Here is a 12,871-nt window from a genome sequence, read left to right on the forward strand (position 1 = left end):
CGTTTATTAAATTTTAACCATGACCAAGCCGCAACAAATAATGATCATTGATGACGATCCGGATGATCGGAACTTCTTCCAGGAAGCCATCCACAACATTTCGCCTGTCATAGAAACACATGTTTGCGACAGTGGTATCCAGGCGCTGGCCATGTTCCAGGAAAATAAAATATCCGCGCCGGATTATATTTTTCTTGACTTCAATATGCCGCTGATGAATGGAAGGGAATGCCTGGTGGAGTTAAAAAAAATCCTGCAGCATAAGATTACCAACATCGTTATACTGAGTACTTCTGATATGAAAGAAGACATGGAAGATGCATTGCGCCTGGGCGCGAAGCTGTTCCTGACTAAACCCAATACTTTCCAGGAACTTTGCAGCATGCTGAAAGGTGTATTGGAAGGCAGGTGGCAGAAGTTATTCTCTCCTACTGCCGGTACAGATATTTAAATCTATACTTTAAGAGCGCCTCTATTATATTTATTCCTATACTCCAACGGTGATAACCCGGTAGTCTTCTTAAAAATTGTCCTGAAAGCCTTTGTATCCGAATACCCGACTTCCCACATAATTTCATTGATATTTTTACGACTGCTTTCAAACCCTTTTTTCGCCACTTCTACTTTTACCCGTTGAATATATTCCGATACAGTATTACTCGTAGCTTTTTTAAATCTTCTTTCCAGGCTTCTGCGGCCAACAGCAAACATGGAAGACAGTTGTTCTACCGTTATTTTCTCCTGGAAATTTTGTTCAATAAATTCCTGGGCCTGTTTCACTGATTCATCCTGGTGTTCACGCTGTCCTTTGAATATCGTGAAGAAGGATTGATTGTTCCTGTCTATTTCTATCTCAAAATATTTAGAGGCGAGAATAGCCATATCCCTGTCCGTATATTTTTCGAGGATATACAACAGCAGGTTCCAGAATGAATTGGCGCCTCCGCTGGAGTAGATACCATTTTCATCTGTGATGATCTTTTCAGATACCAGCTCTACTTCGGGGAACATCGTCCTGAATTCATCAGCTGCCAGCCAATGTGTGGAGCACTGTCTTCCATTGACTAAACCGGTAGATGCCAGTAAAAAGGCGCCTACGCAAAGACTCGCAACTTCTGATCCTTTCTTATGCTGTTGTACGATCCAGGGATAAAACGCTTTGTTCTGCTCAATCACTTCTTCCCGGTCGCCGTTTACAGCAGGGATAATGATCAGATCCGGCTTTTGCGCCTCATTAATCTGCGCATCGGGTGTTACCTTAAAAAGCCGGTCGTATACCTGTGGTTCTTTAGAGAGACCCACCAGTTGCACATTAAACAGGGCGGGCCTTCCCAGGCTTTCCAGGAAATCGTTTGCTTTGGTAAAAGCAACAAAAGAGCCTTCAATACAGCTAAGCGCAACAGCGCCTTTGGGAACAAGAATAGATATCTGCTTCATATCCCAAATCTAAGATAAAAGAATGTCGGAATCAACCCTTTTTAAGTCGTTTTGTCCCCCGTTCTGAATTTACCGTGTAAAGTACTTTTGTATCGTTCAATCGTACAAGCCTAAACCTTATAAAAAATATGAAAAAGACAAAAATTATCTACTGGATCTTTACAGGTATCTTATCCGCGCTGATCTTAATGGGCGCCATTCCTGACCTTCTAAGTGTGCCGGAAGCGCTGGCCGAATTCAAGCGCCTCGGTTATCCTGCGTACCTGTCGCCATTTCTGGGACTGGCAAAGATATTGGGCATTATTGCGGTGCTCACGCCCCGTTTCCCCCGGCTCAAGGAATGGGCATATGCAGGACTATTCTTTGACCTTACCGGCGCTATGTATTCAGGTATATCCATAGGTGACCCTGCTTCCCGCTGGGCGCCCATCATCATAGGTTATGTGCTGATATTTGGTTCTTATATTTTTTATCACAGGCTAACAGCCGAGAAAAGCGGCCGTGGTCAACTGAATGTTGCTTGATGCATTGTATCCCAGTGTAATACTGTTGGCATATTGCATACGCAGAAAAGAGCTGCCTTTCCAATACGATAATTCATCCATCCGGGATAGTACGAATCAGGGTTGATTGTTTACGAGCGGTAAACTATAATGGGAGGCAACGGATCCCTGACCGGTGTAGTTGGGGCCAACCTGATCGCGATTCTTTTCATCTAAAAATAACTGCCCGTATTACAGGCAGTTATTTTCCATTCGTTATGCTTCCGTAGCTACCGGCACACTCACTACTGCGGCGCCTTTGGCCAGCTTTGCTTTCACCAGTTCACTCACCCGGTATACAAGGAAAATACAGGGAATGGTAAGACCAATAATCACCCAACCCAATGTATCATAATGTTCCAGCGGGCTGAATTTATCTTTCTGAGATACGATCATACCGGCAACCACCGCGGCAATACCACCTGCTATTTGTTGCAGGGATGAATTTACACTCATAAAGGCGCCTCTGTCCTCCAGATCCGGGATACCGGTAGTCAGGGCGGTAAACGGTACCATACGTCCCATGATGCCCGCCATCATCAGTACGTTCAGGCTCATGATAATCCAGAGTGGCTGCGGGGTGAGATGGGTGTAAATAAGTACGATCACCATCATATACAAAGCAGCTGCGGCAAAGAGCCGGAATTTATCTATTTTATCACTTAGCTTCCCGATAAACGGCATCATGAATAATGCGCCTACGCCGGTCACCATAAAAAGGAGTGGTAATTGCTCCTGGGTAATGTGCAGGTTGTTGATGGCGAAGGCGCTGCCAAAAGGCATCATCATAAAACCACCGATGGACATCAGCGCTGTAGCGGTGAAGCCTATACGATAATCCCGTTTCATAACGGTGTGTAATAAGTGTTTGAAGGCACTTTTATCACGTTGAACTGCAAGGTGTGCGGTCACTGGCTCGAGACTGATAAAGATCATGCCCATAACGATAACGGCTATACCGGCAACGAGGAAAAAGGGCGCTTCCCATCCCCATGCGTTGGCAAGATATAAGCCGATAGGGATACCCAGCACCTGGCTGGCGCCAAAAGCCATTTGCACAAAACCCATTACCCGGCCTCTCAGCGAAATATCAAAAAGGTCGGTGATAATGGCAAGAGAAATGGATCCCATTACACCACCGAATAAACCGGTCACAATGCGGGCTGCCACCATGGTATAAAAGGTATTGGCTAAACCACAGCACAGTGTACCAAAAATAAACCCGGCGTAAAAAAACAACAGTAGTTTTTTGCGGTCGAAGCGGTCTGCAAATCCAGCTGTTAACAGCCCGGAAATACCCGCACTGAAAGCATAAGCAGATACAATAAATCCAAACTGGTTGGGTTTTATACTCATTGATTTCATAAGCATATCTCCCAATGGCGACATCACCATAAAGTCCAGTATAACGGTAAACTGGGTTAATGCCAACAGGGCAACCACCAGTTTCTGATGAGAAGAAAAAGCGGGTGTTTGTTTCATGTTAAGGATATTGACGGATAAAAAAACAATTAGTCTTCCAGCTCTGCGCAGTCGTAATCACTGGCTCTTACCAGTGCAATGATATTATCTGTGGCTGGTTCATTGGCAACAACCCGCAGCACGCGGTCCACATCTTCCATATCTACCGTCCATCGCTCAATGAAGGGCTGCTGATCCAGCAACGGCGCTACTTTCAAACGATCGGCCTGGGTGGCTATGTTCGTTTTAAAAACAAGGATGTACGGTGCTGTGTTCATTTTTTATAAGCAAGCGCTCATTTATTAAATTGAGAAAAAAAATAGCTATTTCGATAACCCTTTTACAACACAATCAAATGTTTCTTTCATGATCTTCTCGGAGAATTTAAACTTACGGCCATCGAGACTTTGTCCTTCGTTATGAAACTTAATCAGGGAATACAACGGCGCGAAGGCAACCGACCAGTATACTTCCAGCGGCATCCTGTTTATTTCACCACGCTCCACCGCATTCTCTATATAATTGCCCATATTTTTCCGGAACTCCCCGCTGATAGTTTCCATCATTTTATCTTTATAAGTGGAGTTACGGAGCTGTTCAAAAAAAGCGGCCGACTTATGATTATCCAGCGCAAAAGCGGAACGGTTTTGCCATTGTATCCATAGCCCTTCTTTAAACGACATTTTTGGGTCAAATCCTTTCAGCGTAGCACGGGTCATTTTTAATCCTTCTTCTATGCTGATACTGGTTAGCAAGTCTTCCTTATCCTTATAGTAGATGTAAATAGTAGCCGGCGATACCCCTGCCGCTTTCGCCAGCCGGTTGATCCCGAAATTCTCCAGCCCATCTTTAGCTACCATATCAATGGCAGACTCACGAATAGCCAGCACTTTATTTTCATCTCTATATCTCATGCCCTGCAAAGATAAGTGAGCATTTGCTTATTTAAAAATTTATTTCCGTTTTTTTTCGAAATAAATAAGGCCGACCGGATAGTCAGCCTTATTTTATTTTTTTAGTGAGATAGCTCCGGCGGTGTAAGTTTCTTTGAGAGGCCGCCATCCACCGTTATTTCTTCGCCTGTGGTAAAGGTAGCATCAAACGCCAGGAACAATACGGCACCGGCTACCTCTTCTGCCATGCCATTTCGCTTCAGCGGCGTTATTTCATCACCCAGCTTTTCAAAAGCCAGCAAGTCTTCCCGGGAGGCGCCAGATACCCCCATCGTTGGCGTATGTATAAAACCCGGGCTCACCGCATTTACCCGGATACCCCGTGGCAGCAGTTCTGCGGCAAACCCTTTTACAAAAGACGCCAGTGCCGCCTTGGCGCCGGCATACACGCTCATACCCGCATAACCGGATTGATTGGCAATAGAAGTAGTGAACACCACGGCGCCGTTATTTTTGATCAACGGGGCCAAACGCTGCACCGTAAAAAACGCGCCCTTCGTATTAATGGCAAACGTTTTATCATAGGTAGCTTCTGTTACCTGGTCAAAGGACTCCAGCATAGAAAAACCGGCATTCACAAACAACAGGTCAATCGCCCCCAGCTTCTCCCCCACTATGCCTGCCAATGCATCAATATCTTTTAAACTGGCGGTATCAGATGCAATGATATGCACACCTGCTCTCAGCTCTTGCCGTGCCGCTTCCAGGTTGCGGGGATTAAAGCCGGTCAGCAATACTTCCGCACCGCCTGCCAATAACTTTTTCACCGTGGCCAATCCCATACCGTGGGTGCCACCTGTGACCACTACTTTTTTTCCGCTATAATTTGTTGTTGTCATGTCATCATTGTTTTTTGATAAATAATGCTGCAAAGTGACGTCTATCCGGTCAACAGAACAATAACGGACATTATGTTCCCATACGGAAAATTTTATCCGTATGCCCGCTATTCGCGGATTAGGGATAAATTTGCCCGTATAAAAACTCGGGCGATGTACGAAAAAAAGATTCCGAAAAGTTTTGCCTGCGGCATGGCGATCATTATGGAAATTATTGGCGGCAAATGGAAATCATACCTGGTGTACCTGATCAACAAGGGCATTAAACGGCCCGGCGAGCTGCAACGCGCGGTACCCGGTGCAAGCAGGCGGGTACTGGATCTTCAGTTGCGGGAGCTGGAATTTCATGGCATTATCAAACGTACTATTTTTCATGAGCTGCCACCTAAAGTGGAATACTCGCTAACGGAATTCGGGGAATCGTTGCTGCCGGTTGTGGATGCTATGGATAAATGGGGAGATGCCTACCAGGCTATTTTTGAAGAACTGATGGAGAAGAAAAAAGCAACTATAGCAATATCGTGATCATTACCACCAGATGGCCGACTGAAAAAAGGCTTGTGGCGTTTGCCCTGTAAATGCTTTAAAGTCCTTTATAAAATGTGCCTGGTCAAAATACCCTGCCTGGTAAGCAGCATCGGTTAAATTGTCTGCTTCACCATAATGATCCAGCAGGTGTCTTAATCTCACAATAGCAGAAAATTGCTTGGGAGTAGTGCCTACTGTACGCCGGAACCTTTTTTCAAAAGCATCCTGGCTGATATACAGATCTGCTGCGAGCGATTTTATTTTTACGTTACCACTGTTGTCTTTGATCTGCTGTACAGCATGATCCACCATAAGGTCGGTGCGCTGATTCCTCAATTCAGACAACAGGAATTGTTCTATGATAACAATCCGTTGCGGATGGTCCTTGGCTTCTCTCAGCCGCTCTTCTACTTCTTTAATCTTATGAATGCGGATCAGGTCATCCAGCGGTTGCTGGGCTTCAAACAATTCATGCAGGGGCGTCTTAAAAAAAGCGGCGGCGCCGCCTTCCTGGAATACCACCAGCAGGTTGGCGGTATCCGGTTCGTATTTCAGCAAACGTGCTGACCTGCGCAAGCCGGTAATACCTGCTTCCGGTAACAGCCGCGCATTGGAGTCGGCGATAAACCTGACTGTTCCCTTAAGGCGAAAGCTCATAATAACAGAAGTATCGGGCAGCGTATTATTCTGCATTCCTTCGTCGCTTTCTATAATGAGATAAGCTTTGACAAACGGAGCAAGAACAGCAGCCGGCAGATGACGTTCCATTTTCATGCGATGAAAAATTATATCAATAAAGATACGCATATTTTATGCTTTACAGCCTGGTTATGTGTTTTCGCGAAAACACATAACCAGGCTGTAAAGCACTATGGCATTCAATTACCGCATGGCCTTTATTAATGCTCCCAGTTGCTCTTCACCATACCCGGCCTTTATTCCTTTGTGCAGCAACTGATGCAAAAATTGCGGTACCTCATTGGTAATACCTGCTTCCTTTGCCTGTCGTACCATCAATGCCATGGACACCATGCAGGTCTGCAACGAACTTTGCGGATCAGTAAAATCATTGTTGCTGATCACCACCCCTTCATGTCTTACCATTTCGCCCAGTACCGGCGCAATAAGCTGAATCATATTACCCAGTTCATATACCGGTAATTTTTCAGATTCAAAGATCCTGGCGCCTTGCAGAAAACCTGCCATCAGGCCAAATAAGCCGGAGAGCAGCGACAGGTCCCAGGCAGCCGCCGCCCCTGCTGCTGTGCCCATATACATCAGGTTACCACCCAGTACTTTAAGCACCGCCTCTCCCTGCTGATAGGCATCAGCGCTGCCGGCCAGGAAAATGGGGGTATCCGGCTTTCCTATTTGCCGGGGTGTGGCCAGTAACGCGCCATCGAGATAAGCGGCGCCCAGGGAGTTAGCCCATACTTCCGCATCCCTGGCATCCTGCGGGGTACCGGTAGTTAGCTCTAATAAAAGCCTGCCACCTAAATCACCGGCGGCGCTGCCAGTTTCCAATACGCTACGGGTCGCCGCATAGTTATTTAAACACGTGATGATCACAGAGCTGGCCTGCACTGCTGCTGCGGGATTTTCTGCCGGCACCGCGCCATCTTGTACCAATGCTGCCGCCTTTTCCATGGTGCGGTTCCATACCGTTACTTTATATCCGCTGTGTAATAAGGTACGCGCCAATACAGCTCCCATAGGCCCTAAACCAATCACCGAAACTTTTTTGTCTGCCGTCATTTTATATCATTTTCAATGTTAACAATGACGCAAATCTCTTTACAATGATGGCTGATAACAATATGGGAAAAAAGATTCGGGCATGGAAAAATTTTTCACTATACACTGGTAGCGGATTGGCATACAGCGCTGCTCACCGGCATCTCCCGGTTGCCTCAAAAAAGCTATCTTCACCATAAATACCTGTATATGTACGAGAAAAAAATCCCGGAGAACCTGGACTGTGGCATTAGCGTATGCATGAAAGTAATGGGTGGCAAATGGAAAGCCTGGATCATTGAGTGCATCCACGATGGTATCAAACGTCCCAGTAAAATTCACCGGCAAATGGAAACGGAAGGCGCGAGCTTACGCGTTATTACCATGCACCTGAAAGAACTGGAAGATCTGGGCGTACTCTATAAAAAAATATACCCCGGCACCCCTTTACGGGTGGAATACTATCTTACTGAAGTGGGTATGAGCACACTGCCGCTGATTAAAGCGATGTCGCAATGGGGCAGGGAAAAGAGAGCATACCTGTTACAAGGTGAACGCAATGCTTACCTGGCAACCAATTGACACATTATTTCGTTTAGCCGCACAGGTTATTGATGGCAGCATATTGCAGCAGCATAATTGTTTTACCGTCTTTTATCTCCCCCGTCCGGATCATGTCCATTGCCTGTGTAAAGGGCAGCTCCAGCACTTCGATATTCTCCTGTTCTTCCGCCAGCCCTCCGCCGGCATGTACCTGCTGGTCTTGGGAATAGGCTGCCACAAAAAAATACAGTATTTCGGTGACCGAGCCGGGCGACATATACGCTTCGAATACCTTTCGCACATCTGTTACATTATACCCCGTTTCTTCCATGGTTTCCCGACGGATACACTCCTCCGGGTTATCTTCATCCAGCAAACCAGCACAACATTCGATCAACATACCGGTTTCGTTGCCGTTGATATAGGTCGGCATCCGGAACTGCCGGGTAAGGATCACCGTTTTATTTTCCCGGTTATACAGCAGGATGGTAGCTCCATTGCCCCTATCGTATGCTTCGCGCTCCTGCCGGACCACTGCACCGTCCGGACCAGTTATTTCATAACACACCTTTTTAAGGGTATACCAGTTATCAGACAGGATAACCGTTTCGAGAATATTAATATCTTTCATACCGAATGATCGTTTATGATCGTTTTTGATTATATTTGATCAAGTTAATTATTAAAAATGAATTTCCAGTTAAGAAAACAAAAAATTCTGGCGCAGTTGTCTATGCAAGGGGAAGTGGACACCAAAGCGCTCGCGCAAACACTGGGCATTTCTGAAATCACCATGCGCCGGGACCTGAACCAGCTGTCAGACGAAGGCCTGCTTTACCGCACGCATGGCGGCGCCATACCGGTAGCGGAACCGGAAATGCCGCACCGTTTTGTTAACAAAGCAGCCTCCAACCAGGCCGCGAAAGATAAGATCTGCAGCAAGGCAGCTGCCCAGATAAATGATGGAGACGTTATTTTCATGGACTGCGGCAGTACGGTGTTCCGCCTGTGCCAGTTTATAAAAAATAAGAAGATCAAAGTTATCACCAACTCCATGCCGGTGATCAGTGAGCTGCAAAACAGCCGCGTATCCCTCAATATCATTGGAGGGGAATATGACGCAGACCGGCAGGCAATGCACGGCAGCATCGCCATTGAACACATCCGAAGATACCAGGCCGGTAAGGCATTTATTGGTGTAGATGGTTTGTCGGCGAAGGGCTTATTTGCCCACAGCGAAAAGGAAGCAGCCATTGCGCTGGCGCTGGCGGCGCAAAGCACCCATACCTATCTTTTATGCGATGCCGGCAAAATTGATAAGCCTTCGTATTTACAGTTTGCGCCACTGGAAATGGTGTATGCAATTGTGACGAATGCAGATCCTGCAGCGTTAAAATACTGTAAGAAGAAGGGAGTAAAGGTTATAAATGTATAGGAGCAAACATCAGGCTGGATGCCGTTACTCCAGCACCTTCACCAACGCTGCCCTGTAATCCGGGTTATCCGTCATCCCGTTATGCCCCTGCCCATGCAGGGTAATAAGCGTATCCCCGGCTTTTAGATAAGGCTTCAGCTTGACTGCAGAAGATCCATAATAGATCACTTCATCCTGGTCGCCATGAAAAATCGTAACCGGCACCTTTGTACGTTCCAGGTATTGATAGGTTGGGAAAGTATACCTTAAAAGAAACGAAGGTAAAAATGCATAGTGGTGCTTCGCCATATCCGTCATGCTGTAATAAGGCGCCTGTAAAATAAGCCGCCGCGGATGATTGGTTGCCGCCAGCATCGCAGCTGTTCCGGTGCCAACGGAGTAACCCAGCAGGGTGATGCGCTGCTCAGGATAAAATTGTTTTATGCTGTCATATACCGTTTGGGCATCTTCATAAAATTGCTTTTCGCTACTGATCTTACCACCACTTTTTCCGTAACCACGATAGTCAAAAATAAATACATCATATCCTAAACGGGTATACGTAGCAGCGACTTCTCCCCACCCATCTAACGCGCCTCCATTACCGTGGAGATAAAAAACCAGGCCTTTCGAAGTATTGGTTTTGAATAATAATCCATGTAGCATGACGCCGTCATTCATGCGGATATACCTCTCCTCATACGGTTCCCGGAAGCTAAAAACATAATCCGCCGGTAGTTTCGTCGGGAAAAAAAGCAGGCGTTCCTGGATAAAGTAAACAAGTATACAAACAGCCAGATATAGCAGCACCAGTATGGCTGCGATTTTCCCGATAACTTTCATGCTGCGGTTATTTATCTCCCTAAGATACAAATAACAATAAGCGGGTAAAAAATAAATCAGGAATAAAACACGACCTTTAAAAATGATAAGATCGTAAACTTACTTACCCAGCTTTTTGAACGTACCATTCACGCCATCCCAGGTATATTTTGCAGCGTCTTTTGTTACCTTCATAACAGGCGCCCCGTTCTTATCAACTTTCTCCGTTTCTTCTTCCTCCACCATATTCCAGGAAATCACATCCGGTTGTCCATCTTTTTCCGCGGGGAACGTAAATGATTCATCATGATAATACACACCGGCATCACCTACTGTCATCCTATCGGGCAAAGGCACCAGCCGGGCATCATTCATCCAGGCAAAATAATAGTACTCGGAAGGAACGCCGCAGGCAGCTCCATTAAAACAGAGGCTAACAATATTCTGTACATTCGAAAGACCTAAACCACTCATTACTTTAGGTTCCGAAAAATTAGCGCTTTCCCCATCAAACACGCGACAGGAGCTGGTAGCCAGCAACTTGCCCGCCCGCACTACTTTTAGTTTTACCACAAATATTTTCGATACCGATTTTTCTCCATCATGAACAAGGGTGGAATCTACACGACGGTCAATCGCATATACAAATTTCGTATCCCCCCTGCGCATAGGTGCGAAGGAAATTAATCCCTGCCACAGGAAGCCCTCTTTGTCCACACCATTCTTTTTGTATTTCACCGCTACCCATGGAGCAGAAAGCCCCTTCAGGGAAAGCAGCTTATCGGTAATAGCCGATACGGTAATGTCATCACCGGCGAAAAGGGTATCTGCAGGCGCCTGTTTGGTATCGGGACTGATACGCACATAGGCGGTATCCGCAAAAACATAACGACTGTCATTTTCATTCAGCGACCAGGTGCGTACATCATCCTGGGCAAAAGTAGCTACTGTAATACAGGACAGGCAACAAACAAGTATAAAAAAAACCATCGTTCTCATAAGGTATAATCGATATTGAAACGCAAAAATAGCGCTTTACAGAATGAAAACGATGACCCCGCTTATTATTTTGCCGGAGGGCAGATCTGCATCATGTACACCGCGCTGCTCGCCTCGTAAGACTGCAACACGCCTGTTACACAAGGCACCTTATAGTTACGGTAGGTAAGTCCCCTTGTTACATCCCGGTTGCCCCAGGCTGTATTGATATTTTTCTGTATCCAGGGCAGGAATTGCGCCTGGTTGGCATCATTGATCAACATCATGATGTACTGCCCGAAAATCGCCTTCAACACTCCTTGCTCATTCCAGTCGCCTTCTGCCGGCATAATCCCGTTTACATCGCTCATCGTTTTTTGCGTATACGTGGCCGCCAGGTTCGCCTGATCAAGATAAGCAGCAGTACCAATGGTTTTATACAGCATCACCGCGGCACCAATAAAAGTACCCTGGTTATAGGTGTAATCCGACCAGCCTTTATGGCCATTCACATTATTATCTGCTACCCTGCCGGAAACAGGATCAAACAGGTTGTTTACGCCCCAGCCGTATACAGCCTTTGCCTTCTGCAGGTAACTGGCATCATTTGTAATTTTATACAATGTCATGGCAGCAATCACCGTTGGAAAGTTGATACAGGAATTTTTACCGCTATGATTAAAATCCCAGAACATACCTCCCTTTACCGGGTCGTAAGCGCCATCCCATACCCGTTTGAAACCGGATACAGAAAAATCAAGATAATCCTTGTTACCCGTGAGCTGATGCGCCCTGGCCAGGGAAATCACCCACCACATAATGTCATCATAAATAAACCACTCTTTGGTATTGCTCCAGTTGTATTTATCATACCGGTTATAACCGCCCTCATAAATATCGCTGATCCGTTTAAGATCCGCCGGATCATTACTGCGTTTATACACATTCATCGCCATGTCCCAGTAAATCGCCTGCGTCCAGATAGCGCCGATATTTTTTTTCTCGGTATTGGCATAGTATAGTTTGTCAGCAGTGCTATAGAAATATTGGTTGAAGTTATTATAGGCCGTAGCTGCATCTTTAACGGTAAAAGAAACACCCTGCAACGGCGCAGGCCCCGGCGGTTCAGGTTTTATATTACTTTTGGACCAACTGCTGTGCAACAGTAACGCCGCCAAAAGGAAACAGGTTATTTTCATAAGAATTATAAATTAAGCATTACGGTCCTGCCCCATATCTTTGGCCTCATCTTTATCCACGCGCTGACAAGTCTTTAAATAAATGGCCTGCCAATATTTATCACAAATCGATTCAAATGCAGCCGTGCCCTCTTTTTTATAAGCTGTAATAAATCTCCATCACTCATCATTTTTTCGCGCAAATGGGTGAACGCCGAAAATTAAGGATAATCTTTTAGCTTTTAGGCATCCCCTGTTGCTTTTAGGGAAAATGCAGTACCCGTAAGGATGCAGTGATCCGCTAACCAAAGTAAAGCGCATAGAGGAAACGGACAGCCTCCCTGTTGCCCGATGCCGGCCCGTCGAATTGGCCGGATAGGCCTGGGAATGATGGGGATATTGTTTTTTATAACCGCCCCGGGCAGATATCGCCGTTTTTCTT

General features: G+C 46.0%; 16 protein-coding genes. 5 read left to right on the forward strand and 11 right to left on the reverse strand.

All coding sequences use genetic code 11. The features are described from left to right. Positions 1-19: 19 nt before the first annotated feature. Positions 20-451, forward strand: coding sequence for a response regulator (locus KE626_RS32780; RefSeq protein ID WP_211977313.1), 432 nt, complete (start codon positions 20-22; stop codon positions 449-451). Positions 452-453: 2 nt separating this feature from the next. Here the strand turns inward: KE626_RS32780 and KE626_RS32785 are convergent, their stop codons facing one another. Next, positions 454-1,437, reverse strand: coding sequence for a GlxA family transcriptional regulator (locus KE626_RS32785; RefSeq protein ID WP_211977314.1), 984 nt, complete (start codon positions 1,435-1,437; stop codon positions 454-456). Positions 1,438-1,565: 128 nt separating this feature from the next. Here KE626_RS32785 and KE626_RS32790 point away from each other — a divergent pair, with 128 nt between their 5' ends. Beyond that, a complete protein-coding gene (locus KE626_RS32790) occupies positions 1,566-1,961 on the forward strand; it encodes a DoxX family protein (RefSeq protein WP_211977315.1) in 396 nt (131 codons plus the stop codon). 234 nt (positions 1,962-2,195) lie between these two features. Here the strand turns inward: KE626_RS32790 and KE626_RS32795 are convergent, their stop codons facing one another. The 4 genes from KE626_RS32795 to KE626_RS32810 form a co-directional block, all read right to left on the reverse strand. Continuing rightward, positions 2,196-3,461 carry an MFS transporter gene (locus tag KE626_RS32795; protein ID WP_211977316.1) on the reverse strand — a complete coding sequence of 422 codons (1,266 nt, stop codon included), beginning with the start codon at positions 3,459-3,461 and terminating at the stop codon, positions 2,196-2,198. Between the two features lie 29 nt (positions 3,462-3,490). Next, the gene (locus KE626_RS32800; protein ID WP_211977317.1) at positions 3,491-3,718 is read right to left on the reverse strand and encodes a hypothetical protein; all 228 of its coding nucleotides are present in this window, start codon (positions 3,716-3,718) and stop codon (positions 3,491-3,493) included. 45 nt (positions 3,719-3,763) lie between these two features. Then, positions 3,764-4,354, reverse strand: coding sequence for a TetR/AcrR family transcriptional regulator (locus KE626_RS32805; protein ID WP_211977318.1), 591 nt, complete (start codon positions 4,352-4,354; stop codon positions 3,764-3,766). 101 nt (positions 4,355-4,455) lie between these two features. Beyond that, a complete protein-coding gene (locus KE626_RS32810) occupies positions 4,456-5,232 on the reverse strand; it encodes an SDR family oxidoreductase (protein WP_211977319.1) in 777 nt (258 codons plus the stop codon). 153 nt (positions 5,233-5,385) lie between these two features. Here KE626_RS32810 and KE626_RS32815 point away from each other — a divergent pair, with 153 nt between their 5' ends. Then, positions 5,386-5,757, forward strand: a complete 372-nt coding sequence (locus tag KE626_RS32815; protein WP_211977320.1) for a winged helix-turn-helix transcriptional regulator — start codon at positions 5,386-5,388, stop codon at positions 5,755-5,757. A gap of 3 nt (positions 5,758-5,760) precedes the next feature. On the opposite strand, the gene KE626_RS32820 is transcribed toward KE626_RS32815, so the two are convergent. Together KE626_RS32820 and KE626_RS32825 are read right to left on the reverse strand one after the other, a co-directional pair. Then, positions 5,761-6,534 carry a helix-turn-helix transcriptional regulator gene (locus KE626_RS32820; RefSeq protein WP_249207874.1) on the reverse strand — a complete coding sequence of 258 codons (774 nt, stop codon included), beginning with the start codon at positions 6,532-6,534 and terminating at the stop codon, positions 5,761-5,763. A 108-nt stretch (positions 6,535-6,642) separates the two neighbouring features. Continuing rightward, entirely contained in the window at positions 6,643-7,515 is an 873-nt protein-coding gene (locus KE626_RS32825; RefSeq protein ID WP_211977321.1) for an NAD(P)-dependent oxidoreductase, read from the reverse strand. A 189-nt stretch (positions 7,516-7,704) separates the two neighbouring features. Between KE626_RS32825 and KE626_RS32830 the strand changes: the two genes are divergently transcribed. Further along, entirely contained in the window at positions 7,705-8,076 is a 372-nt protein-coding gene (locus tag KE626_RS32830) for a winged helix-turn-helix transcriptional regulator (protein ID WP_211977322.1), read from the forward strand. Positions 8,077-8,089: 13 nt separating this feature from the next. Here the strand turns inward: KE626_RS32830 and nudK are convergent, their stop codons facing one another. After that, positions 8,090-8,668, reverse strand: a complete 579-nt coding sequence (nudK, locus tag KE626_RS32835) for a GDP-mannose pyrophosphatase NudK (RefSeq protein ID WP_211977323.1) — start codon at positions 8,666-8,668, stop codon at positions 8,090-8,092. Between the two features lie 57 nt (positions 8,669-8,725). On the opposite strand from nudK, the gene KE626_RS32840 reads away from it, so the two are divergent. Continuing rightward, a complete protein-coding gene (locus KE626_RS32840; RefSeq protein ID WP_211977324.1) occupies positions 8,726-9,472 on the forward strand; it encodes a DeoR/GlpR family DNA-binding transcription regulator in 747 nt (248 codons plus the stop codon). A gap of 24 nt (positions 9,473-9,496) precedes the next feature. Here the strand turns inward: KE626_RS32840 and KE626_RS32845 are convergent, their stop codons facing one another. The 3 genes from KE626_RS32845 to KE626_RS32855 all read right to left on the reverse strand — a co-directional run bounded on the left by KE626_RS32845 (position 9,497) and on the right by KE626_RS32855 (position 12,450). Next, positions 9,497-10,294 carry an alpha/beta hydrolase gene (locus KE626_RS32845; protein WP_211977325.1) on the reverse strand — a complete coding sequence of 266 codons (798 nt, stop codon included), beginning with the start codon at positions 10,292-10,294 and terminating at the stop codon, positions 9,497-9,499. 99 nt (positions 10,295-10,393) lie between these two features. Next, positions 10,394-11,272: a hypothetical protein gene (locus tag KE626_RS32850; protein WP_211977326.1), complete on the reverse strand. Its 879-nt coding sequence runs from the start codon at positions 11,270-11,272 to the stop codon at positions 10,394-10,396. A 65-nt stretch (positions 11,273-11,337) separates the two neighbouring features. Beyond that, positions 11,338-12,450, reverse strand: coding sequence for a glycoside hydrolase family 76 protein (locus KE626_RS32855; RefSeq protein WP_211977327.1), 1,113 nt, complete (start codon positions 12,448-12,450; stop codon positions 11,338-11,340). Between the last annotated feature and the right edge of the window lie 421 nt (positions 12,451-12,871).

The organism is Chitinophaga hostae (assembly GCF_018224885.1).
GTDB classification, from domain to species: domain Bacteria; phylum Bacteroidota; class Bacteroidia; order Chitinophagales; family Chitinophagaceae; genus Chitinophaga; species Chitinophaga hostae.

Bases quoted from the DNA above. Each gene is read 5' to 3' on its own strand.
- KE626_RS32780 (WP_211977313.1), top strand. From the start codon at position 20: ATGACCAAGCCGCAACAAATAATGATCATTGATGACGATCCGGATGAT.
- KE626_RS32785 (WP_211977314.1), bottom strand. From the start codon at position 1,437: ATGAAGCAGATATCTATTCTTGTTCCCAAAGGCGCTGTTGCGCTTAGC.
- KE626_RS32790 (WP_211977315.1), top strand. From the start codon at position 1,566: ATGAAAAAGACAAAAATTATCTACTGGATCTTTACAGGTATCTTATCC.
- KE626_RS32795 (WP_211977316.1), bottom strand. From the start codon at position 3,461: ATGAAACAAACACCCGCTTTTTCTTCTCATCAGAAACTGGTGGTTGCC.
- KE626_RS32800 (WP_211977317.1), bottom strand. From the start codon at position 3,718: ATGAACACAGCACCGTACATCCTTGTTTTTAAAACGAACATAGCCACC.
- KE626_RS32805 (WP_211977318.1), bottom strand. From the start codon at position 4,354: ATGAGATATAGAGATGAAAATAAAGTGCTGGCTATTCGTGAGTCTGCC.
- KE626_RS32810 (WP_211977319.1), bottom strand. From the start codon at position 5,232: ATGACAACAACAAATTATAGCGGAAAAAAAGTAGTGGTCACAGGTGGC.
- KE626_RS32815 (WP_211977320.1), top strand. From the start codon at position 5,386: ATGTACGAAAAAAAGATTCCGAAAAGTTTTGCCTGCGGCATGGCGATC.
- KE626_RS32820 (WP_249207874.1), bottom strand. From the start codon at position 6,534: ATGAAAATGGAACGTCATCTGCCGGCTGCTGTTCTTGCTCCGTTTGTC.
- KE626_RS32825 (WP_211977321.1), bottom strand. From the start codon at position 7,515: ATGACGGCAGACAAAAAAGTTTCGGTGATTGGTTTAGGGCCTATGGGA.
- KE626_RS32830 (WP_211977322.1), top strand. From the start codon at position 7,705: ATGTACGAGAAAAAAATCCCGGAGAACCTGGACTGTGGCATTAGCGTA.
- nudK (WP_211977323.1), bottom strand. From the start codon at position 8,668: ATGAAAGATATTAATATTCTCGAAACGGTTATCCTGTCTGATAACTGG.
- KE626_RS32840 (WP_211977324.1), top strand. From the start codon at position 8,726: ATGAATTTCCAGTTAAGAAAACAAAAAATTCTGGCGCAGTTGTCTATG.
- KE626_RS32845 (WP_211977325.1), bottom strand. From the start codon at position 10,294: ATGAAAGTTATCGGGAAAATCGCAGCCATACTGGTGCTGCTATATCTG.
- KE626_RS32850 (WP_211977326.1), bottom strand. From the start codon at position 11,272: ATGAGAACGATGGTTTTTTTTATACTTGTTTGTTGCCTGTCCTGTATT.
- KE626_RS32855 (WP_211977327.1), bottom strand. From the start codon at position 12,450: ATGAAAATAACCTGTTTCCTTTTGGCGGCGTTACTGTTGCACAGCAGT.